The sequence below is a fragment of the Roseateles sp. GW821-FHT09H11 genome, assembly GCF_059415845.1.
The window spans coordinates 586750-612294 of record NZ_JBWKOA010000001.1 but is presented as its reverse complement, the minus strand read 5'-3'; the positions used below and the strand labels follow the sequence as shown (position 1 = coordinate 612294).

Sequence of the window (25545 nt, the reverse complement as noted above, 5' to 3'; positions counted from 1 at the left end):
ATGACCCTTCCGCCCGTGCCCGCCGGGGACGACCTGAGCGCGTCCGCCCATTCCAAGCACCTCCGGGTGGCCGACGGCGACGCGGTCCGGCTGTCGTTCACGCAGGAGCCGCTGTGGATCCTGCAGCGGCTCGGCGCGCGGATGACCGCCTACAACCTGCCGCGCGTGATGCGGCTGCGCGGGCCGCTGCGCATCGAGGCGCTGCGGCGCGCCTTCGACGCGGTGATCGCCCGCCACTCGATCCTGCGCACGCGCTTCTTCGAACGCGACGGCGTGCCGATGGCGGTGGCGCAGGCCAGCGTGCCGTTCCTGCTCGACCAGGTGGACCTGTCGGGCGAGCCGGCACCAGCCCGCGAGGCCGCGCTCGCGCGCGAGGTCGAGGCCACGCTGAACCACGTCTTCGATCTGGGCGCGGCGCCGGCGATGGTGGCGCGGCTGATCCGGCTCGGGGCGGAGGAGCACGTCCTCGCGTTGTGCCTGCATCACATCGTGTCCGACGCCTGGTCGAACCCGGTCTTCGCCGCCGACCTGTCGACCGCCTACGCGCTGGCGCTGAAGCACGCCGGACCGGTCCGACTGCCGGAATTGCCGCTGCAGTACGCCGACCACGCGGTGCGTCAGCGCGCCGCGATGGCGCGCGGCGCGTTCGATCGCGCGCTCGCGCACTGGAACGCGCACCTCGGTCCCGAGGTCCCGGCCCTGGAGCTGCCGACCGATGCCCCGCGACCGGCGATGCCGACCTTCCGGGGCACGTCGATCGCCTTCGACCTCGATCCCGCGCTGGACGCCGCGCTGCGGCAGTTCTGCCGCGCCGAGCGCTGCACGCCTTTCGTCGCCCTGTTCGCGGCCTGGCAGTTGCTGCTCGCGCGTTTCGCGCGCCAGTCCGAGTTCGCCGTCGGCGTGCCGCACGCGGGACGTCAGGACGAGGACGTCTTCGGCCTGATCGGCTTCTTCGTCAACACCCATGTCTATCGGGCCCGGCTGTCGTCCGGAAAGACGCTGCGCCAGCTGTGCCGCCAGATCCGCGGCGACGCGCTGGCCGCGATGTCCCATCCCGACCTGCCGCTGGACCTGCTGCTCGCCCAGCGCGGCGAGCGCCGTGATCCGACGCGCTCGCCGCTGTTCCAGGTGCTGTTCGGCGTCCAGATGGGCGATCTCCCGGCCCTGTCCTTCGACGGCGTGGCCGTCGAATTCGTCGAGCAGGGCGACGTCAACGCCAAGTTCGACCTGTCGATGAACTTCCAGGTCGGCACCGCGCGCACCGGCGGCCGGCTGGCCTACAACACGGATCTGTTCGGACCGGCGACTGCGCGTCGCCTGATCCGCGGATGCGTGGCGATGCTCGAGGCCGTGCTGCGCGAGCCGGACCGGGTGGTGGGATCGATCAGCCTGGCCGACGCGGACGACTTGCGGCGGCTCAGCGACTGGGGCACGGCTGAGCGCCGCGACACGATGGCGACCGCACGTGCGCCCGTGCCTGCCATCGTGCCGGTGCACGAGCGGGTGCGAGAACACGCGCGCCGCCAGCCGCATGCGACCGCACTGGTCCATGAGGACGAGTCGCTGACCTGGTCCGCGCTGGATCGCCGTGCGGGCCGATTGGCCTCACTGCTGCGCGCGCGCGGCATCGGCGCCGACGCGCGCGTGGGGCTGGCCTTCGAGCGCTCGATCGACATGGTGGTCGCGATGCTCGGCGTGATGCGCGCCGGCGCGGCGGTGGTGCCGCTGGACCCGGCGCTGCCCGAGGAGCGGCGTGCGTTCCAGCTGCGCGACAGCGGCGCGACGCTGGTGATCGGCGACGCCGATCCCGCGTGGACCGACGGCGTCGAGATCATGGCGCTGCCGGCGGAAGTCGTCGATGCGATCGATGCGATCGACGGCGCCGACGACATCGTCGAGCGCGGTGAGTCCGATCGCGCCGCACCGGTGCACGCGGCTCAGGCTGCGTACCTGATCTACACCTCAGGCTCGACAGGACGCCCCAAGGGCGTGGTCGTCAGCCACGGCGCGCTGGCGCATTACGTGGACGGTGTGCTGCATCGCCTGGGCATCGAGCGCCAGGCGGAGGGCGGCAACGCCGGTGTGCTGACGGCAGGCGGAAAAACCGATGCCGCAGCCAATACCCAGAGCGCCGTCAGCGGCGTGACCAGCATGGCCATGGTGTCGACCGTCGCGGCGGACCTGGGGCACACCGTGCTCTTCGGCGCGCTCTGCGCCGGGACAACGCTGCACCTGGTCTCCGCGGCGCGGGCCTTCGATCCGGACGGCTTCGCGGCCCTGATGCGGCGCCGTGCGATCGACGTGCTGAAGATCACCCCGAGCCACCTGCAGGCGCTGATGGGCGCGCGGGACGCGGTCGAGGTCCTGCCGCGCCGCCGGCTGGTGCTGGGCGGTGAGGCGACGCCGTGGGCGCTGCTGGAGCGCATCCGGTCGTTGCGGCCCGACCTGCGCGTGTTCAACCACTACGGGCCGACGGAAACCACCGTCGGCACGCTCACGCAGGATGCGGCGCAGGCGGACCGCTCGGCGGCGACGCTGCCGATCGGTCGCCCGCTGCCGGGCAGCGCGATGCGCGTGCTGGACGCGGATCTGCAGCCGTTGCCGCCCGGCCTGCCCGGCGAGCTGTATGTCGCCGGGCACGGCCTGGCACGCGGTTACCACCAGCGGTCCGGCCAGACGGCGGAGCGCTTCGTCGCCGATCCGTTCGACGCCCTCGGCGGGCGGATGTACCGCACCGGCGATCTGGTGCGGTGGACGGCGGACGGTCAACTGGAATACCTGGGGCGGGTCGACCACCAGGTGAAGGTGCGCGGCTTCCGCGTCGAGCTCGGCGAAGTGGAGGCCCAGCTGCGTGCGGATCCCGCCATCGGCGAGGCCGTCGTCACGGCCCAGGAGGGCCTGGGCGGCACGCGGCTGGTGGCGCACGTCACCGGGCGCGAGGGCGTTGCGCCCGATGTCGCCGCGCTGCGCGAGCGCCTTTCCCGCGTGCTGACCGATGCGATGCTGCCCGCGGCCTTCGTCGTGATGGACGCGCTGCCGCTCACACCCAATGGCAAGGTCGATCGCCGCGCGCTGCCGGACGCGGAGACCGCCGGTTCCGGCGACCACGAGCCGCCGGACGGTCCGGTCGAGACTGCAGTCGCCACGGCCTGGGCCGAGGTGCTGGGCGCGGCGCGCATCGGCCGGCGCGACCACTTCTTCGAGCTGGGCGGCCATTCGCTGCTGGCGCTGCGCCTGATCGAACGGCTGCGCCGCGAGGGGCACCGCGCGCAGGTGCGTCAGGTGTTCGAGCATCCCCGCCTGGACGACTTCGCGCGCGCCATCGCGAGCAGCGCCGATGAGGCGGAGGTCGTCGTTCCACCGAACGCCGTTCCTGACGGCTGCACCGCCATCGAGCCGGCCATGCTGCCGCTGGTGGCGCTCACGCCGGAGGAGCTCCGGCGCATCGAGGCCGCGGTGCCGGGCGGCGCCGCCAACATCCAGGACATCTATCCGCTGGCGCCGCTGCAGGAAGGCATCCTGTTCCACCACCTGATGCAGGCGCAGGGCGATGCCTACGTGACCTCGCGCGGGCTCGCCTTCGACAGCCGGGAGCGGCTGGAACGTTTCGTCGCGCATCTGGACGCGGTGATCGCTCGCCACGACATCCTGCGCACATCGATTGCCTGGGAAGGACTGCGGGAGCCGGTGCAGATCGTGCATCGGACGGCGCCACTCGTGCTGCAGTGGCTGGACGGGGAGGGCGCCGCGCCGACGGCGGACGCTGCCCAGCGGCTGCGGGACCATGTGCATCGCAGCCGCCTGCGCATCGACGTGCGCACGGCGCCGATGATCCGCGCGACGGCGGTGCAGGGGGCTGCATCGGACTCCTGGCTGCTGCAGCTGTCGCGCCACCACCTGGTGTCCGATCACACGACGTTGGAACGGATCGTCGAGGAGATCGGCCTGATGCAGCGCGGCGCCGATGCCGAGCTGCCGGCGCCGATCCCGTTCCGCAACCTGGTCGCCCGCGCGCGGCTCGGCCTTGGCCGTGGCGAGCACGAGGCCTTCTTCTTCGGCCTGCTGGGCGATGTCGTCGAACCGACGGCGCCCTACGGGCTGGTCGACGTGCTGGGCGACGGGTCCGGCGTGGGCGAGTCTCGGCTGACCTTGGACGACGACCTGGTCGCGGCCGTCCGGCGCCAGGCGCAGCGCCATGGCGTCGGCGCTTCTGCCGTTTTCCACCTCGCGTGGTCGCTGGTGCTGGCGCGCGCAACCGGTCGCGACGACGTCGTCTTCGGCACCGTGCTGCTGGGCCGCATGCAGGCCGGACAGGACGCGAGCCGCGCGCTGGGGCTGTTCATCAACACGCTGCCGCTGCGCCTGCGCGTGGGCGCGCATGGCGTCGCCGCGAGCCTGCGCCGCGCGCACGCCGCGCTGGCGGACCTGCTCCGGCACGAGCACGCGCCGCTGTCGTTGGCGCAGCGTTGCAGCGGATTGCAGGGCGGGACGCCGTTGTTCTCCGCGCTGTTGAACTACCGTCACAGCCGTCGCCTGCCCGTCGGCGTACAGCTGGGCGAAGGCGTGCGGCTGCTCGACGGCGAGGAGCGCACGAACTACCCGTTCGCGCTGTCCGTCGACGACTTCGGCGACGGCTTCGGGCTGGTGGCGCAGGTGCATCGTTCGCTGGATCCGGACCGCATCGCCGCGTCCGTGCTGGCGGCGGTGGAGGACATCACGCGTGCGCTCGCGGAGCAGCCGGAACGGCCGCTGTGTGAGCTCGGCGGCATCGAGCCGGCAGCACTCGCACAATGGCGCGCGTGGGCCACGGGGGACGGTGGCATTGCGATGGGCACCGACGCCGATACCGGCACCGGCACCGGCACGGGCACCGGCACCGGCACCGGCACCGGCACGGGCACGGGCACGGGTGCGGGCGACGGCTCGGATGCGACAGAAGGCCGGATCGGCCTGCATCCGGAGCGGCTGCCGATACCGAGGCTCTTCGAGCGCCGCGCGGCCGAACGGCCCGATGCGATCGCGCTGATCGCCGACGGACAGCGGATCAGCTACGCCCGGTTGGACGCGCGGGCGAATCGCCTGGCGCATCAACTCATCGCACACGGTGTCCGGCCCGAATCGCGAGTCGGGCTGGCCGTCCCGAGGTCGGTGGAGATGGTGGTGGGACTGCTCTCCATCCTCAAGGCCGGCGGCGCTTACGTGCCCTTGGATCCCGCGTATCCGGCCGAGCGCCTGCAGCACATGATGGCGGACAGCGGGATCACGCTGCTGCTCACCAGCGATGCGATGGCGGCGCGCCTGCCGATGCGCGACGGTCTCACGGCGTTGTGCATCGAAGCGCTCGAGTCGGCGCCCGACTGCACGCTCGATCGCCTGTCGAGTCTCGATCCGGCGCTCCATCCGGAGGCGGAGTCGGCAGGCATCGACTCGGCGCATGTCGATCCCGCGCGTTTCGATCCCGCGCGTGTCGATCCCGCGCGTGTTGACCCCGCGCGTGTTGACCCGGCGCGTGTTGACCCGGCGGCGTCGGCGTGGACCTCGCCGCCTCAGGTGACGCTGTCGCCCGACCATCTGGCCTATGTGATCTACACGTCCGGATCGACTGGCCGACCCAAGGGTGTGGCGGTGGCGCACGGACCGCTCGCCATGCACCTGCAAGCGGTGGTGGAGCGCTTCAGCCTCCAGACGGACGACCGCATGCTGCAGTTCGCGTCGATCAGTTTCGACGCGGCCGGTTCGCAGTGGATGGCGCCGCTGATCCGGGGCGCGGCCGTCGTGCTGCTGCCGCAGGACGGTTGGTCGACCGCCGAGGTCGCGCGCACGATCCGGCGCGACGGCGTGACCGCCATCCACCTGCCGCCGGCCTACCTGCGCCAACTGGCGGCCGAGCACGCGGGCGGCGGTCTGCCGGTACGGCTGTGCATCGCGGGCGGCGAGGCCTGGCCCGCCGCCGACCTGCGCGCGGCGCGTGACGCCTTCGTGCCGCAGCGGCTGGTGAATTCCTACGGACCGACGGAGGCCGTCATCACGCCGTGCGCGTGGCGCGTTCCCTCGGCCGACATCGCACGCCTCGGCGACCGGCCGGTCGCACCGATCGGCCATCCCGTCGGTGATCGTGCCGCCTGGGTGCTCGACAGCCACCTGTCGCCTTGCCCGCCCGGCGTGCCGGGCGAGCTCTACCTCGGCGGCACCGGACTGGCGCGCGGCTACCTCGATCGCGGCGGCCAGACCGCCGAGCGCTTCGTCGCCGATCCGTTCGGCGCACCGGGTGCGCGCATGTACCGCACCGGCGATCTGGTGCGCTGGAGTGCGGACGGCGAGCTCGAGTACCTCGGCCGCGTCGACCACCAGGTCAAGGTGCGCGGCTTCCGCATCGAGCTCGGCGAGGTCGAGGCCGCATTGACCTCGCAGCCCGCCGTGCGCGAGGCGGTGGCCGTCGCCGCGCCGGGCCCGTCCGGCACGCGGCTGGTGGCCTACGTCGTGGCACGGGCCGGCCATGTGCTGGACACTGAGAACGTGGAAGGGGTGCGAGAACGCGCGGCCGCGGTACTGCCTGACTACATGGTGCCGAGCTTGGTGGTCGTGCTGGACGCGTTGCCGCTCAACCCGAACGGCAAGGTCGACCGGCGCGCGCTGCCCGATCCCGAACTCGGCTCGGTGGGTGCCTACGAGGCACCTCGCGGCGACACCGAAGCGGCCGTCGCGGCGCTCTTCGCCGACGTTCTCGGCGTGTCGCGGGTCGGGCGTGACGATCACTTTTTCGCGCTCGGCGGGGATTCGATCCTGAGCTTGAAGCTGATCTCGCTGGCTCACCGTCGGGGCTGGCAGCTCTCGCCGCGGGAGGTGTTCGAGCACCCGACCGTGGCCGCGCTCGCGCGCGCCGTGGACGGTCGATCCCCGCGTCTTGCCATCACTGTGCTGCCAGCCGCCGAGCGGTCTGCGGCGATGCCGGCGTCCTTTGCGCAGGAGCGTCAGTGGTTCCTCTGGCAGCTCGATCCCACGAGCACCGCGTACCACATCGCCGGCGCGCTGACGCTGCGCGGCGCGCTGGACGTCGCGGCCCTGCGCGCGAGCTTCGAGGCGCTCGTCCGCCGGCATGAATCGCTGCGGACCACCTTCCACGCGTCGCCGGACGGCGCGGTGATGCAGCGCGTCCGAGGTCCGGGCGAAGCGGTGATCACGCTGACGGAGCTCTCGGACGATGCGCAGGCGCGGCGGCTTGTCGACACGCCGTTCGACCTCGGCGCGGGACCGCTGATCCGCGTCGGGCTGCAGCGGCGGGACGCGGACCGCCATCTGCTGGTGGTGGTGATGCACCACATCGTGTCCGATGGCGGATCGATGCGCATCGTCGTGGACGAAGTCCTGGCCGACTACGAGGCCGCGTTGCGCGGCGAGCAGTCGATGCTGGTCCCGTGGCCGATCCAGTACGCGGACTACGCCGCGTGGCAGCGTCATCGCATGGTCGACGGCGAGCAGCAGCGGCAGCTCGATCACTGGTTGGGAAGGCTCGGCGGCGACCAGCCGGTGCTGCAGATGCCGACCGATCATCCGCGCCGCGCCGACGGCCGGTACCGCGCGGCGCGGCACACGCTCGCGCTGCCGCCGGCATTGGCGGAGCGTCTGCGACAGCGCGCGCGGGACGCGGGTGCGACGCCGTTCATGGTGCTGCTGGCCGGCTTCCAGGCCGTCCTGGCCCGGTGGACGGGCCAGACGGACATCCGCGTCGGCGTGCCCATCGCCAACCGCGACCGGCCCGAGATCGCGCCGGTGGTGGGCTTCTTCGTCAACACGCAGGTGCTGGACAACCGCATCGCCACGCGGCTGCCGCTCACGCAGGTGCTGGCGCAGGCGCGCGAGGCGGCGATCGGCGCGCAGGCGAATCCCGATCTGCCCTTCGAGCAACTGGTCGAGGCGCTCCAGCCGGAGCGCTCGCTGGGAGTTCATCCGCTGTTCCAGGTGCTGTTCAACCACCAGCGCGGCCAGGATCTGTCGGCACGGCAATTGACCGGACTGGCCATCGAGCCGGTGGAAGTCGCGGAACGCGCTGCGCAGTTCGAGCTCGCGCTGCACACGACGGAGCTGGAGGACGGCAGCGTCAGCGCGAGCTTCAGCTACGCGGCGGAGCTGTTCGAGCCCGCGGCCATCGAGCGCATGGCGGGCCACTTCGCCGCGATGCTGACGGCGATCGCCGACACGCCGCAGATCGCCGTCGGCGATGTGGCGTTGATGTCGACGGGGGAAGCAGAACGGCTCGCGCAACTCAGCGTCAACACCGCGCCGGTCGCGGCGGCGGAGCCGGTGCACCGGCGCATCGAACGCTTGGCCGCGGCGGATCCGACGGCGCCCGTGCTGGTGTTCGGCGACGCGACGTCGTCGACATCGACATCGACATCGACATCGACATCGGCGTCGGCGTCGGCGTCGGCGTCGGCGGCAACCTCATCGTTGACACGCGGTGAGCTCAACGTCCGCGCCAACCGTCTGGCGCATCGTCTCATCGCACTGGGCGTACGCCCGGACACGCGCGTGGGTCTGGCGGTGGAGCGCTCGCTCGACATGATGGTCGGCGTGCTGGCCATCCTGAAGGCTGGTGGCGCCTACGTGCCGCTCGATCCCGAGCTGCCGACGGACCGGCTGGCCTACATGCTCGAGGACAGCGGCGTGGCGCTGGTGCTGACGCAGTCGCATCTGCGCGCTCGGATGCCGAGCGGGGAAGGGCGAACGTTCGTCAACATCGACACCATCGATGTTTCGGCGCATTCGACAGCGAATCCGGATGTCGAGCTGCACGGCGAGAACCTCGCTTACATGATCTACACGTCCGGGTCGACCGGCCGTCCGAAGGGCGCGGCCAACCGCCACGTGGCGCTGCACAACCGTCTGGCGTGGATGCAGGAGGCGTATTCGCTCGATGCTTCCGACACCGTGCTGCAGAAGACACCGCTGAGCTTCGACGTGTCGGTGTGGGAGCTGTTCTGGGCGCTCGCCGAAGGCGCCCGGCTGGCCATCGCCGCGCCGGGCGATCATCGCGACCCGGCGCGCCTGGTGGCGCTCATCGAGGCGCATCAGGTCACGACGATCCACTTCGTGCCGTCCATGCTGCAGGCGTTCCTGGCGCATGACGGCGTCGAAGCCTGCACTTCGCTGCGTCGCATCGTGTGCAGCGGCGAGGCGCTGCCGGCGGAGGCGCAAGCCGGCGTGTTCCGGCGGCTGCCGAATGCAGGCCTCTACAACCTGTACGGACCGACTGAGGCCGCCATCGACGTCACGCATTGGACGTGTCGCGACGACGGCCGCAGCCAGGTGCCGATCGGCGCGCCGATCACGGGCATCTCGACCTGGGTGCTGGATGGCGATCTCAACCCGGTCCCGCCCGGCATCCCGGGCGAGCTTTACCTCGGCGGCATCGGATTGGCTCGCGGTTATCACGATCGCGCAGGGCTGACGTCCGAGCGATTCGTCGCGAATCCCATGGCCGCCGACGGCAGCCGCCTCTACCGCACCGGCGACCTCGTGTGCTGGAACGCCGACGGACAGCTCGACTACCTCGGCCGCATCGATCATCAGGTCAAGATCCGCGGCTTCCGCATCGAGCTCGGCGAGATCGAGGCGCAGCTGCTCGCTCAGCCGAGCGTTCGCGAGGCCGTCGTTGTGGCGCAGCAGGCGCCGACGGGTGCTCGGCTCATCGCGTACGTGTCGGCGCACGCCAGGGCAGCGACCACGCACGGAATGGACGATGGGGCAAGCGCCGAGACCGCCGGCATTGCCGGTGTCGGAAGCGTTGATGGCGTCGTTGGCGCCACTGCCGCCGTCGGCTCGATCGACGTGTCGATCCTGCGCGAGGCGCTGGGCCGCGCGCTGCCCGAGTACATGGTCCCCGCCGTCATCGTCGTGCTGGACACGCTGCCGCTGAATCCCAGCGGGAAGGTCGACCGCAAGGCGCTGCCGCAGCCGGAGTCCGCGTCCGCCGTTGAGTACGAAGCGCCGCGCGGTGAGATCGAGGAGACGGTCGCCGCGATCTGGACCGAGGTCCTCGACGTCGAACGCGTCGGCCGTCGCGACAACTTCTTCGCGCTGGGCGGCCACTCGTTGCTGGCCCTGCGCGTGCTGGAGCGCCTGCGCACACGGGGATATCGCACCGAGGTCCGTCAGATCTTCCTGCACGCGGAACTCGCGGCATTCGCCGAATCGATCGCGTCGTCGGCGTCACCGAAGTCGGCATCACCGGTGTCGACGTCGGCTCAATCGACATCGACGTCGGAGTCTGAGTCGGAGTCGGATTCCCCATCGACTTCGACTTCGGCCTCCATCGATGACGGGGCGGCGCTGATCGCCCTGACTCCCGACGAGACCCGCCGCATCGAAGCCGCCATCCCCGGCGGCGCCGCCAACATCCAGGACGTCTACCCGCTCGCGCCGCTGCAGGAAGGCATCCTGTTCCACCACCTGCTGCAACCCGATGCCGACGCCTACGTCACCGCCCACCTGATCAGCTTCGACAGCGAGGCGCGACTGCGCCGTTTCGTCGACAGCTTCAACCGCGTTATCGAGCGCCACGACATCCTGCGTACCGCCGTGTTGTGGGAAGGCCTCGAGGAGCCGGTGCAGGTCGTGTGCCGCGAGGCGCGCCTCGACATTGAGTGGCTGTCCCCCGAGGACGGTGAGGTGGCCGCGCGGCTCGAGGCCGTGGGGCGCCCCGGCCGCTGCCGCATCGACGTGCGTCGCGCGCCGCTGCTCCGCGCGATCGCGGGCTTCGATGCGGCGCAGGGCCGCTGGCTGCTGCAACTCCCCAGCCATCACCTGGTGACGGACCACAGCACGCTGGCCGGTGTCGTCGAGGAGATCACGCTGATCCAGCAGGGCCGGACAGCCGAGCTGCCCGAGCCGGTGCCGTTCCGCCGCTTCGTGGCGCAGGCTCGCCTCGGTATCAGCCGCGCCGAGCATGAGGCCTTCTTCAACGCCATGCTGCGCGATGTCACCGAGCCCACCGCGCCGTTCGGCGTGGCCGATGTCCGCGGTGACGGCTCGCGCCTGCGGCAGGCGCGTCATGCGCTTCCCGCTTCGCTGGCGGCCGAGGCCCGCCGGCAGGCGCGTCGTCATGGCGTCGGCGTCGCCTCGCTGTTCCACCTCGCGTGGGCGCTGGTGCTGGGCCGCACGACGGGCCGCACCGACGTGGTCTTCGGTACCGTGCTGCTGGGCCGACTGCGGGCCGAAGGCGGCGCCGAACGCGCGCTGGGTCTTTCGATCAACACGCTGCCGCTGCGCCTGCGCGTCGGCACGCAGTCCGTCGCGGATGGTTTGCGCGGGGCCCATGCGGCGCTGTCCGCGCTGCTCCGTCACGAGCATGCGAGCCTGTCGCTCGCGCAACGCTGCAGTGGGCTGTCCGGCGGCACGCCGTTGTTCTCGGCGCTGCTCAACTACCGGCATGCGGGCCGTCGACGCGATGCGTCCTCGAGCGCCTGGGAAGGCATGGAGATCGGCGCCGCCCAGGAGCGGTCGAACTACCCGTTCGGCCTCTCGGTGGACGACGATGGACAAGGCTTCGGTCTCGTCGCGCAGGTGCACGAATCGCTGGATGCGGACCATGTCTGCGAGCTGATGCAGGCCGTCGTGGGCAGCCTGGTGGACGCGCTGGCGCACCGGCCGGCGAAGACGTTGAGCGAGCTGGACGTGCTCGATCCCACCTCGCTCGCCCGGTTGAAGGGCTGGGGCCTCAACGAGCATCGCTACGGCCGGACGCCGCCGGTGCCGCGTCTGGTCGAACGCCAGGCCGCCGAACGGCCCGACGCGGTCGCCTTGATCTCCGGCGATCAACAGCTCACCTACGCGCAGTTCAACGCCCGGGCCAATCGCCTCGCGCACCGGCTGATCGCGCTGGGCGTTCAACCGGAGGACCGCATCGGCCTGGCCGTGCAGCGGTCGATGGACATGATGGTCGCCCTGCTGGCGATCCTGAAGGCCGGCGCCGCGTACGTGCCGCTGGATCCGAGCTATCCGGCCGAGCGCCTGGCCTACATGGTCGAGGACAGCGGTCTGCGTCTGCTGCTGACGCAGGAGGCGATCGCATCGCGGCTGCCGGTCCACGACGGACTCGAGGTGCTGACGCTGGACGGCGGCGACGCCTTCACCGGCGCGGACACGGATCCCGCCGTCGAACTCCACCCGGAGCATCTGGCCTACGTGATCTACACCTCGGGCTCCACGGGGCGGCCGAAGGGCGTGGCCGTCACGCACGGGCCGCTGGCGATGCACGTGCAATCGATCGGCGAGGTCTACGGCATGACGCCGGAGGACCGCGAGCTGCAGTTCGCGTCGATCGCGTTCGACGGCGCACATGAACGCACCTGGGTGCCGCTGGCCTTCGGCGCGGCGCTGATGCCGCGCGACCAGGAACTGTGGCCCGCGGAGCGGACCGCCGCCGAGATCGAACGCCACGGCATCACGATCGCCTGCTTCACGCCGGGCTACCTGACGCAGATGGCCGAGCTGCTCGGGGAGTCGGCGAGCCGGCTGCCGATCCGGTCCTACACCGTCGGCGGCGAGGCCATGTCCCGCGCGAATCTCGATCTCGTGCAGGCCGTGCTGAAGCCGCCGCGCATCATCAACGGCTACGGTCCGACCGAGACCGTGATCACGCCGACGGTGGGCATCGCGCTGGCCGGCGAGCGCTCCGACGCGTCCTACATGCCGATCGGCAAGCCGGTGGGCGACCGCAGCGCCTACGTGCTCGATGGCGACCTGAACCTGTGCCCGCCCGGCGTGCCGGGCGAGCTGTACCTGGCGGGCGGTCTGGCGCGCGGCTACCTCGGACGGCCCGACGCGAGCGCGGAGCGCTTCGTCGCCGATCCGTTCGCCGATGTATTCGGCGATCCAACCGGCGCGCCATTCGACGCTTCATTCGGCGATCCAATCGGCGAGCGGTCCGTTGGCGCCGGAGGACGCATGTACCGCACCGGCGACCTGGTGCGCTGGAACGCGCGCGGGGAGCTCGAGTACCTCGGCCGCATCGACCATCAGGTGAAGGTGCGCGGCTTCCGCATCGAGCTGGGCGAGGTGGAATCGCAGCTGCGCCTGCAGCCCGGCGTGCGCGAGGCGGTGGCGGTCGCCGCCGACGGCGTGGCCGGCGCGCGGCTGGTGGCCTACGTGTCGCCGCTGCCCGGTCATGCGCTGGCGCCGCGCGCGCTGCGGGAGGGCCTCGCGCGCGTGTTGCCGGACCACATGGTGCCGGGGCTGTTCATCGTGCTGGACGCATTGCCGCTGAACCCCAACGGCAAGGTCGACCGCAAGGCGCTGCCGGCGCCCGAGGCCGACGTCGACCGCGCGCACGAGCCGCCGCGCGGTGAGACCGAGACGGCGCTGGCCGCGCTGTGGGCGGAGACGCTGGCCGTGGAACGCGTCGGTCGCGACGACAACTTCTTTGAACTGGGCGGGCATTCGCTGGCCCTGCTGAAACTGCAGATGAAGGTGCAGCGGCGCTTCGGCGTGCAGCTGCCGCTGCGCGCGTACTTCGAGAGCCCGACGCTGGCCGACGCGGCCGGGGCGGTGCAGCGCGAGGTCGACGCGACGGCGTCGGCGCAGCGCGGCGATCTCGATCGCATGGCGGCACTGCTGGACACCTGGGAGAACTGAATGAGCATCATCGACAAGAACGACGCCTCGTCGACCGCACCGGCGGTCGCACCGTCGACGCCGGCAGCGGTCTCGCCGTCGACCTCAGCCGCGGCCGCACCGGCGGGCGCAGCTCCTGCGGATCCCAAGCGGGCGCTGGCGGAGCGCTTCGCGCGTCTTCCCGCGGACAAGCAGCGCGGGTTCCTGCAGGCGCTGAAGGCGCAGGGCATCGACTTCGCGATGCTGCCGATCGTGCCTGCGCCGCGCGTGGCGGCCGGCGCCGTGGTCGCGGACGCATCTTCGGTGGTGGAGGCCTCCGGCGATGACCAGGCTGCTCGCCTCGACGCGCGGCCGCTCTCGCACGCCCAGTTGCGCCAGTGGTTCCTGTGGACGCTGGATCCGAGCAGCACGGCGTATCACCTGTCGGGCGCATTGACCCTGCAGGGAGCACTCGACGAGGCGGCGTTGCGCGCCAGCTTCGAGGCGCTGATCGAGCGCCATGAGTCGCTCCGCACGACCTTCCACGCAGATGAGCGCGGCCAAGTGGCTCAGCGAGTGCATGAGGCCGGGAAGACGGGCTTCCAGGTCGAAACGATCGATGTCGATGTCGATGTCGACGGTGACCTGGAGGCGCGCACGCGGGCGATGGCGCGGCGTCTGGTGGACCGCCCGTTTGACCTCGGCGCGGGACCGCTGCTGCGCGTGGCCTTGCTGCGGCAGAGCGCGGAGCGCCACGTCCTCGTCGTCGTGATGCATCACATCGTGTCGGACGGCTGGTCGATGAAGGTGATCGTCGACGAATTCGTCGTGCAGTACGGCGCGCGGGTGCGTGGCGAGACGCCGACGGCGCCGGCCTTGCCGATCCAGTACGCGGACTACGCCGCATGGCAGCGCCACTGGCTGGAGGCCGGCGAGAAGGACCGGCAGTTGAGCTACTGGAGGGACCGGCTGGGCGGCGAGCAGCCGGTGCTGCAGCTGCCGGCGGATCATCCCCGACGATCGGATGGGCGGTATCGCGCCGCCCAGCATGTGACGACGCTGCCCGCGCCGCTGGTGGGCGCGCTGCGACAGCGCGCGCTGGAGCACGGCGCCACGCTGTTCATGGCGCTGCTGGCCGGCTACCAGGCGGTGCTGGCCCGCCATGCCGGACAGGCGGACATCCGTGTCGGCGTGCCCGTGGCCAATCGGCAGCGGCCGGAGACCGAAGGGGTCGTCGGCTTCTTCGTCAACACGCAGGTGCTCAGCAATCGCGTGGAGGGGCGCCGCACGCTGGGGCAGGTGCTCGATCAGGCCCGGGAGGCCGCGCTCGGCGCGCAGGCGCATCAGGACCTGCCCTTCGAGCAACTGGTCGATGCGCTGCAGCCCGAGCGCTCGCTCGGCGTGCATCCGCTGTTCCAGGTGATGTTCAACCACGGCCGCGGTGGGGCCCAGGGCGAGGCGGTGCTGCCGGGGCTGACGGTCACACCGTATGCCTCCGGCGAGCAGGCCGCGCAGTTCGAGCTGATGCTGACGACCACCGAGAACGCCGACGGCACGGTGCGCGCGAGCTTCAGCTACGCGGCCGAGCTGTTCGAGCCCGCGGCCATCGAGCGCATGGCCGGCCACTTCGCCGCGATGCTGGCGGCGATCGCCGACACGCCGCAGATCGCGGTCGGCGATGTCGCGCTGATGTCGACAGTCGAATCGGACTGGCTCGCGCAGCTCAGCGTCAACACCGAGCCGGTCGCCGCGGCGGAGCCTGTACATCGGCTCATCGAGCGGCAGGCGGCGGCGGATCCCGATGCACCGGCGCTGGTGTTCGGCGACGCGAAGTCATCTTCATCTTCATCTTCATCGGCGTCGGCGTCGGTGCTGTCGGTGTCGGCGACCTCGTCGTTGACGCGCGGTGAGCTCAACGTCCGCGCGAACCGTCTGGCGCATCGCCTCATCGCGCTGGGAGTTCGCCCGGACTCGCGCGTGGGTCTGGCGGTGGAGCGCTCGCTCGACATGATGGTCGGCGTGCTGGCCATCCTGAAGGCCGGTGGCGCCTATGTGCCGCTCGACCCCGAACTGCCGGCGGACCGGCTGGCCTACATGCTCGAAGACAGTGGGGTGTCGCTGGTTCTAACGCAGTCACATCTGCGCGCGCGGTTGCCGGTCGGGGCAGGGCGTAGCGCCGTCGACATCGACACGATCGAACTCAGCGCCCGGTCGGACGCGGACCGAGACACGAGAGCTGACGCGAATCCGGATGTCGAGCTGCACGGCGAGAGCCTCGCCTACGTGATCTACACGTCCGGATCGACCGGGCGTCCGAAGGGCGCGGCCAACCGCCACGCGGCGTTGCACAACCGCTTGGCGTGGATGCAGGAGGCGTACGCGCTCGATGCCTCCGACACCGTGCTGCAGAAGACACCGTTGAGCTTCGACGTGTCGGTGTGGGAGCTGTTCTGGGCGCTCGCCGAAGGCGCCCGGCTGGCCATCGCCGCGCCGGGCGATCATCGCGACCCGGCGCGCCTGGTGGCGCTCATCGAGGCGCATCAGGTCACGACGATCCACTTCGTGCCGTCGATGCTGCAGGCCTTCCTCGCGCACGACGGCGTCGAGGCCTGCACCTCGCTCCGGTGCATTGTGTGCAGCGGCGAAGCGCTGCCGGCGGAGGCGCAAGCCGGCGTGTTCCGGCGGCTTCCGAAGGCGAGCCTCTACAACCTGTACGGCCCGACCGAGGCCGCCATCGACGTCACGCATTGGACGTGTCGCGACGACGGCCGCAGCCAGGTGCCGATCGGCGCGCCGATCACGGGCATCTCGACCTGGGTGCTGGATGGGGATCTCAACCCGGTCCCGCCCGGTGTTCCGGGCGAGCTGTACCTTGGCGGCATTGGACTTGCACGTGGCTATCACGATCGCGCCGGGCTGACGTCCGAGCGATTCGTCGCCAACCCGATGGCCACGAATGCGGCGGGTGGCTCGCCTGCGTCGCTTGCATCGGCAGGAAGCCGGCTCTATCGAACCGGCGACCTCGTGCGCTGGAACGCCGACGGACAGCTCGACTACCTCGGCCGCATCGATCATCAGGTCAAGATCCGCGGCTTCCGCATCGAGCTCGGCGAGATCGAAGCGCAGCTCCTCGCTCAGCCGAGCGTTCGCGAGGCCGTCGTTGTGGCGCAGCAGGCGCCGACGGGTGCTCGGCTCATCGCGTACGTGTCGGCGCACGCCAGGGCGGTGACCACGCACGGAATGGACGATGGGGCAAGCGCCGAGACCGCCGGCATTGCCGGTGTCGGACGCGTTGATGGCGTTGGTGGCGACGCTGGCGCCGTCGGCTCGATCGACGTGTCGACCCTGCGCGAGGCGCTGGGCCGCGCGCTGCCGGAGTACATGGTCCCCGCCGTCATCGTCGTGCTGGACACGCTGCCGCTGAACCCCAGCGGAAAGGTCGATCGCAAGGCGCTGCCGCAGCCCGAGGCCGCTTCATCGGTCGAGTATGAAGCGCCGCAAGGTGATGCCGAGCTCGCCATCGCCGCGATCTGGGCGGACCTGCTGGCCGTCGAGCGCGTCGGTCGCCAGGACAACTTCTTCGAACTCGGCGGTCATTCGCTGCTGGCGATCCAGCTGCAGGCGCGGATGCGGCAGGCCGGTTGGCACTCCGAGATGCGCGAGTTGTTCCTGCATCCGCGCCTGGCGGATTTCGCAGCCGCTGCCGCAGTAGCGACGGCCCGCGCGTCGTCGTCGGACACCGTGCCGATCGACGACAGCGCCGCCACCATCCCTCCGGGCTGCGCCGCGATCGAGCCTGGCATGCTGCCGCTGATCGACCTCGACGCGGACGAACTGCGTCGCATCGAATCCGCCATCCCCGGCGGAGCCGGCAACATCCAGGACCTCTATCCGCTCGCGCCGCTGCAGGAAGGGATGCTGTTCCATCACCTGATGCAGGAGCAGGGCGACGCCTACGTCATCTCGCTGCTGCTGCGATTCGATTCGCAGCCGCGACTGCTGCGCTTCATCGGCGCCCTCAACGAGGTCATCGCGCGCCACGACATCCTGCGCACCGCCGTCCTGTGGGAAGGGTTGCGGACGCCGGTCCAGGTGGTCTGCCGCGAGGCGCCGCTGCGGCTCGAGTGGCTGGAGATCGACGAGGCGGATCGCGCCGCGGGTCTCGCGGCCGAGCGGCTGGCGGCGCACGTGGATCGTCGCAGCTTCCGCATCGACGTCCGCCGCGCGCCGCTGGTGCGCGCGATTGCCGTGCACGATGCGCCGGCCGGTCAATGGCTGCTGCAGTTGCCGAGCCACCATCTGGCGCTCGACCACACGGCCGAGAAGCTGATGATCGAGGAGATCGCGCTGATCCTCCAGGGCCGGCAGGCCGAGCTGCCGGAACCGGTCCCGTACCGCCGCTATGTCGCGCAGGCGCGCGGCGGCATCGACACGGCCGCGCATGAGGCCTTCTTCCGCGCGCAGCTGGGCGACGTGGACGAGTTGACCGCGCCTTTCGGGCTCGCGGACGCGCGGCTGGACAGCAGCGCCAACGAGGAGTCGCGACTGACGCTGCCCACGACGCTGTCGACGGCGCTGCGCGAGCAGGCGCGGCGCCAGGGCGTCAGTGCGGCGACGCTCTTCCATCTCGCCTGGGCGCTGGTGCTGGCCCGCACCGCCGGGCGCGACGACGTCGTCTTCGGCACGGTGCTCTTCGGCCGCATGCAGGGCGGCGAGGACGCGCACCGCGCGATGGGGATGTTCATCAACACGCTGCCGCTGCGGGTGCGGCTTGGCGGCCGCAGCGTCGCGCAGGGCCTGCGCGAGACGCACGAACGCCTGACCGGCCTGCTGCATCACGAGCACGCACCGCTGTCGCTGGCGCAGCGCTGCAGTGGGTTGCCGGGTGGAACGCCGTTGTTCTCCAGCCTGCTGAACTATCGCCACAGCGGCCCGCGTCGAGGCGATGAAAGCTCCGGGGGCGTACATGAGGCGCATGGAACGCATGAGGCAAACGACGCGTGCGGCGCAAACGACACGGTGGGCGCGGAGACGACCTGGGAAGGCATGACGCTGGTCGGGGCGAAGGAGCGCACCAACTATCCGATCACGCTGTCGGTCAACGACCGCGGTGAGGTCTTCGAGCTGGTGCTCCAGGTCGAGCGCTCGGTGCGTGCCGAGCGCATGGCCGGCTACCTGGATGCCGCCGTGCGCGGGATCGTCGACGCGCTGGCGGCCGGCGGCGAGCGGCCGTTGCATGCGCTGCCGTTGCTCGGTGATGCCGAGATGGCGACCTTGGCGCGATGGAGCGAAGGCTCGAAGGCTGTTGCCAGCGCATCGACGATGCATCGCCTCATCGAGCGCCAGGCGGCGATCGATCCCGATGCGCCGGCACTGGTGTTCGGCAACACCGCGCTGACGCGGGGCGAGCTCAACCTGCGCGCGAACCGGCTCGCGCATCGCCTGATCGCCCTGGGCGTGCGTGCCGACGCGCGCGTGGGTCTGGCGGTCGAGCGCTCGCTCGACATGATGGTCGGCGTGCTGGCGATCCTGAAGGCCGGCGGCGCCTACGTGCCGCTCGATCCCGAGCTGCCGGCGGATCGGCTGGCCTACATGCTCGAGGACAGTGATGTGTCTCTGGTGCTGACCCAGTCGCACTTGCGCTCACGGCTGCCGGACGGGGGAGGGCGCCGCTTCGTCGACATCGACACCATCGATGTCTCGGAGCAATCAGCCGTCAACCCCGATGTCGAGGTGCACGGCGAGAATCTCGCCTATGTGATCTATACGTCCGGATCGACCGGGCGTCCGAAGGGCGCGGCGAACCGCCATGTGGCGCTGCACAACCGCCTGGCGTGGATGCAGGAGGCGTACACGCTCGACGCGTCGGACACGGTGCTTCAGAAGACGCCATTGAGCTTCGACGTCTCGGTGTGGGAGCTCTTCTGGGCGTTGGCCGAAGGTGCCCGGCTGGCCATCGCAGGCCCGGGCGACCATCGCGATCCGGCACGCCTGGTGGCGCTGATCGAGGCGCACCAGGTCACGACGATCCACTTCGTCCCGTCGATGCTTCAAGCGTTCCTGGCGCACGACGGCGTCGAGGTCTGCACCTCGCTGCGCAGCATCGTGTGCAGCGGCGAAGCGCTGCCGGCGGAAGCACAGGCCGGCGTGTTCCGGCGACTGCCGCAGGCGGGGCTGTTCAATCTCTACGGGCCCACCGAGGCCGCCATCGACGTCACGCATTGGACGTGCCGCGATGACGGCCGCAGCCAGGTGCCGATCGGCGCGCCGATCGCCGGCATCTCGACCTGGGTGCTGGACGGTGACCTCAACCCGGTCCCGCCCGGCGTGCCGGGCGAGCTCTACCTCGGTGGCATCGGACTGGCGCGTGGTTATCACGGTCGCGCCGGGCTGACGTCCGAACGATTCGTCGCCAACCCGATGGCCACGGTTGCCAAAGACGCGGTGAACGATTCCGCGCGGGATCTTCCGGGTGCTTCGGCAGGCAGTCGTCTCTACCGCACGGGCGACCTCGTGCGTTGGAATGCTGAAAGTCAGCTCGACTACCTCGGTCGCATCGACCATCAGGTCAAGATCCGCGGCTTCCGCATCGAGCTCGGCGAGATCGAAGCGCAGCTGCTCGCTCAGCCGGGAGTTCGCGAGGCCGTCGTCGTGGCGCAGCCGGCGCCGACGGGTGCTCGGCTCATTGCGTACGTGTCGGCGCACGCGAATGCCACGGTCACGCCCGGAATGGACGATGGGGCAAGCGCCGAGACCGCCGGCATTGCCGGTGTCGGACGCGTTGATGGCGTTGGTGGCGACGCTGGCGCCGTCGGCTCGATCGACGTGTTGACCCTGCGCGAGGCGCTGAGCCGGGCGCTGCCGGAGTACATGGTCCCCGCCGTCATCGTCGTGCTGGACACGCTGCCGCTGAACCCCAGCGGCAAGGTCGACCGCAAGGCGCTGCCGCAGCCGGAGGTCGCGGCCGCCATCGAGTACGAAGCGCCGCAGGGCGAGGTCGAGCTTGCCATCGCGGCCATCTGGGCGGAGGTGCTGAACGCGACGCGCGTGGGCCGTCACGACAACTTCTTCGAAGTGGGCGGTGATTCGATCCTCAGCCTGCAGATCATCTCGCGCCTGCGGCGTGCGGGCTGGCGACTCACGCCGCGCCAGGTCTTCGAGCTGCAGACCGTCGCGCGACTGGGCGGGGTGGCCGAGCGTCTGGTCGAGCACGACACGTCGGGCAATGGCAGCAGCCTTGCCGCCGATGCGCCCGCTGCGCGCGGCCACTTGAGCGACTTCCTCGACGATACGGCCATCGCCGCGCTTGGCATCGACGCCTCGATGATCGAGGACGTCTACCCGCTGGTGCCGACCCAGGAGGGCATGCTGCTTCACTCGGTGGAGGCGCCGGACTCCGGGCTCTACGTGAATCAGCTGAACGTCGAGGTCCGCCATCTGGATCCTGATCGCCTCGAGGCCGCATGGCGCGTGATGGTCGCCCGCCACGCGATGCTGCGCACGGTGGTGCTCTGGCAGTCTGGCATGGCTCGTCCGTTGCAGCTGGTGCTGCGCGAGGCGCCGGCCGTGATGGAACGGCTCGATTGGCGCGATCTCGACTCTTCAGCCGGTTCAGTTGGTTCCGGCGACCCGGTTGCGGTGGCCCGTCGCATCGCCGACTTCGCCCGTGCCGAGCTCGTACGCCCCATCGACTGGCTGCGCCCGCCGCTGTCGCGTGTCGCCGTGATCCGGCTGGACGAGGACCGTCATCAACTGGTGTGGACGCGCCATCACCTGCTGTCGGATGGCTGGAGCGATTCGCGCCTGATGGCCGAGTGGCTGCGCTGCTACGCCGGCGAAGCGCCGCCCGCCGAGCCGCCCCGGTACGGCGACTTCGTCCGCTGGCTGCAGCGCCAGGACGCCGGCGCGCCCGAGGCGTTCTGGACCTCGGCGCTGGCGCAGCTGGACGGGCCCACGCTGCTGGCCGAGTCCACCCGCGCCGCGGCGGGCCGTTCCGGCTTCCAGAAGCTGTACACGCGCTTCGACATCGACGGCACGGCGTCGCTGCAGGCCTTCGCGCAGCGCGAGCGCGTGACCGTGAACACGCTGGTGCAAGCCGCGTGGGCCGTGCTGCTGCATCGGCACACGGGCCGCGACCGCGTCGTCTTCGGCGCGACCGTGGCCGGCCGACCCGCGACCTTGCCGGGCGCCGAAGAGATGCTGGGCCTGTTCATCAACACGGTGCCGGTGCCCGTGCGCTGGGACGCCGGCCAGCGGGTCGGCGACTACCTGCGCGCCGTGCAGGACACCAACCTCCAGCTGCGCGACCACGAGCACGCCGCGCTGGCCGACGTGCAGCGCTGGGCGGGCTCGTCCGGCCGGCCGCTGTTCGACAGCATCATCGTCTTCGAGAACGCCCCGATCGACCGCGCCTTGCGCCAGCTGAGCCAGTACGGCCTGGCGTTCGCCGAGATCGGCGGCGAGGGCCTCACCGGCTATGCGATGGACCTGCAGGTGGTCGCCGGCGACCGGCTGGTCATCGAGTACTGCTACAGCCGCCGCGACTTCGACGATGCCTTCGTCGAGGAACTGCGCGCGCAGATGGAGACGCTGCTCGCCCGCATGAGCGCCGACGCTTCCGCGCCGCTCGGCGAGCTGAGCTGGCTGGACGACACCGCGACCGCGACGGTGCGTGAACTCGGGCGGAGCCGCGACGGTCTGGCCGCGCCGCGTCCGGTCCCGGTGCACCGCCTGATCGAACGCCAGGCCGCGGAACGCGGCGACGCGATCGCGCTGCTGTTCGGCGACGACGAACTGAGCTACGCCCAACTCAACGCCCGCGCGAATCGCCTGGCGCGCCGCCTCGTGCGCCTGGGCGTGCAACGCGACGCGCGTGTCGGCGTGGCGCTGGAGCGATCGCTGGACAGCATCGTCGGCCTGCTCGCGGTGCTGAAGGCAGGGGCGGCCTATGTCCCGCTCGATCCGGCCTATCCCGCCGACCGCCTGGCGTTCATGTTGCGGGACAGCGGTGCGTCGCTGCTGCTGACGCAGCGTGCGCTGCGATCGCGTCTGCCGGTCATCGACGGACTGGCCGTCGTCACGATGGAAGAGGAGGGCGACGCCGATGGCGACGGCGCCAATCTCGACCTGCCGGACCATCCCGATCACCTGGCCTATGTGATCTACACCTCCGGCTCCACCGGCCTGCCCAAGGGCGTGGCGGTGACGCACGGTCCGCTGGCCATGCACTGCCTGGCCACGGCGGAGATCTACGGCATGAGCGCCGAATCGTGCGAGCTGCACTTCATGTCGTTCTCGTTCGACGGCGCGCATGAGCGCTGGCTGACGCCGCTGTGCATCGGCGCGGGCCTGGCGCTGCGCGACAACGAACTCTGGACCGCCGAGCAGACGAGCGAAGCGCTGTACCGCTACGAGGTCACGAACGCCGCGTTCCCGCCGGCCTACCTCGGCCAGATCGCCGATTGGGCCGGCATGCGGGGCGATGCGCCGCCGGTGGAGCTCTACGTCTTCGGCGGCGAGGCCATGCCCAAGGCCGCCTACGACAAGGTCTGCCGCCACCTGCGCCCGCGCACGATGATCAACGGCTACGGCCCGACCGAGTGCGTGATCACGCCGCTGATCTGGAAGTCCGCCGCCACGGAGAGCTTCGACTGCGCCTACGCCCCGATCGGCAGGCCGGTGGGCGACCGCGCGATCCATGTGCTCGACACCGATCTGCAGCCGGTGCCGGCGGGCGTCGTCGGCGAGCTCTACATCGGCGGCTACGGCCTGGCGCGCGGCTACCTGGGCCGCGCGGGGCTGACGGCGCAACGCTTCGTCGCCGATCCGTTCGACGCCGCCGGCGGCCGGCTGTACCGCACCGGTGACCTGGTCCGCTGGATGGCGGACGGCAACATCGAATACATCGGCCGCGCCGACCACCAGGTCAAGATCCGCGGCTTCCGCATCGAGCTGGGCGAGATCGAGACCTGCCTGTGCGAGGTGCCGGGCGTGCTCGAGGCTGCGGTCGTCGCGCGCGAGAGCCCCTCGGGCAAGCAGCTCGTGGCCTACGTCGTCGCGCTGCCCGATGTCACCGAGGCGGCGCTGCTGCCACGCATCCGCCAGCGGATCGCCGAGCAGTTGCCGGAGCACATGGCGCCGGCGCATCTGGTGGTCCTGCCGCGCCTGCCGCGACTCATCAGCGGCAAGCTGGACCGCAGCGCGCTGCCCGATCCGATCGCGAGCACCGACGGCGCCCATCGCGCTCCGCGCAACGAGGTCGAACGCCGGCTGGCGGCGATCTGGCAGGAAGTGCTGGGCCTCGAGCAGGTCGGCATCGGCGACAACTTCTTTGAACTGGGCGGCGACTCCATCCTGAGCCTGCAGGTGATCTCGCGGGTGCGCAACGCCAAGCTCGGCTTCGAGCTGCGGCTGCGCGACCTGATCCGCCACCAGACGATCGAGGGGCTGAGTGCCGCCGTCGCGGTGGCGGCCGCCACGGCGTCCGCAACGGCAACGGCAACAGCAACGGCAACAGCAAGAGCAACAGCAAGAGCAACAGCAACGTCGGCAACGTCGGACAGCGAGTCGCTGACGCAGGCGGGTTCCGCCTCCGCCACCGCTGTGACCGACGACGCCGTTGCAGAAGGTGTCGTCCCTCTGACGCCGATCCAGCACTGGTTCTTCGACGAGCCCATTCCCGCGCGCCACCACTACAACCAGTCGGTGATGCTGCAGGCGCCGGTCTGGCTCGACGAGGACCGGCTGCGACGCGTGATCACGCTGCTCGCGCGGCATCACGACGGACTGCGCCTGCGCTTCCAGCAGGATGCGGACGGCACCTGGACGCAGCGCTACGAGGATGCTTCGTCGGCGGATGCCGTGGAGGTCCTGTGGACACGCGATGTGGCCAGCCCGGACGACATCCGACGCGAGGCGGACCTCGCGCAGCGCAGCCTGGACCTCGCGCAGGGCCCGCTCTGGCGGATGCTTCACCTGCGACATGCCGACGGCAGCGCACGGCTGCTGATCGCGGTGCATCACCTGACGATCGACGGCGTGTCCTGGCGCGTGCTGCTGGAGGATCTGCAGTCGCTGTACCTGGCGTTGGCGGCGGGCACGGAGCCGACACTGCCGGTCCGCAGCGCGCCGTTCAAGGCGTGGGCGGAGCATCTGCAGCAGTGGGCGAAGTCGGAGACCTTGGCTGCCGAGCTGCCGCGTTGGCAACGCGAGATCGCCGCGATCCCGGACCTCCCGCGCGACGACCCGGAGGCGCCCGGCTGGATCAGGGACCGGCGCACGGCGTCGATGTCGCTCGACGCGGCGCTCACGCAGCAGCTCCTCCGCGTTGCGCCTGCCGCCTACGGCAGCGGCATCGATGCGCTGCTGCTGACCGCGCTGGGACGCACGCTGTCCGCGTGGACCGGGCATCCGGAGGCGCTGGTGCTGCTCGAGGGCCATGGCCGCGAGGGCGACGCTGCAGACCTCGACCTGAGCCGCACGGTGGGCTGGTTCACCAGCGCCTATCCCGTGCGCCTGTCCGGACACGGCCGGCCGTGGGCAGAGGCGATCCCGGCGGTGTCCGCGCATCTGCGCGCGGTACCGAACCGAGGCGTCGGTTTCGGCGCGCTGCGCTACCTGCACGCCGACGCGGCGGTGCGCGACTCGCTCGCGGCGGTGCGGCCGGGCATCGCGTTCAACTACCTGGGGCAGTTCGACCAGACCTTGAAGGAGGGCACCGGCTTCACGCGCGCCCGCGATTCCGGCGGCATGGCGCGCGACGAGAACGGCCCGCTGCCGAACTGGATCGAGGTGATCGGCCAGGTGATGGACGGCGTGTTGACGATGAACTGGTCCTACAGCGATCGGATGTTCAGGCCGGAGACGATGGAGGGGTTGGCGCAGGGCTTCCGGGCGCAGCTGGTCGAGCTGATCGGGCACTGCGGGACTCACCCCATCGGCGCCGTGGTCTCGTGA

At 70.9% G+C, this 25545-nt stretch carries 2 protein-coding genes; both read left to right on the top strand.

Translation table 11 applies throughout. The features are described from left to right. Positions 1–13632 carry a non-ribosomal peptide synthetase gene (locus AC07PR_RS02340; protein ID WP_495134269.1) on the top strand — a complete coding sequence of 4544 codons (13632 nt, stop codon included), beginning with the start codon at positions 1–3 and terminating at the stop codon, positions 13630–13632. Continuing rightward, positions 13633–25545: an amino acid adenylation domain-containing protein gene (locus AC07PR_RS02335; RefSeq protein ID WP_495134268.1), complete on the top strand. Its 11913-nt coding sequence runs from the start codon at positions 13633–13635 to the stop codon at positions 25543–25545.

Excerpts from the sequence above, each read along its gene's own strand:
- AC07PR_RS02340 (WP_495134269.1), top strand. The coding sequence starts at position 1 with ATGACCCTTCCGCCCGTGCCCGCCGGGGACGACCTGAGCGCGTCCGCC.
- AC07PR_RS02335 (WP_495134268.1), top strand. The coding sequence starts at position 13,633 with ATGAGCATCATCGACAAGAACGACGCCTCGTCGACCGCACCGGCGGTC.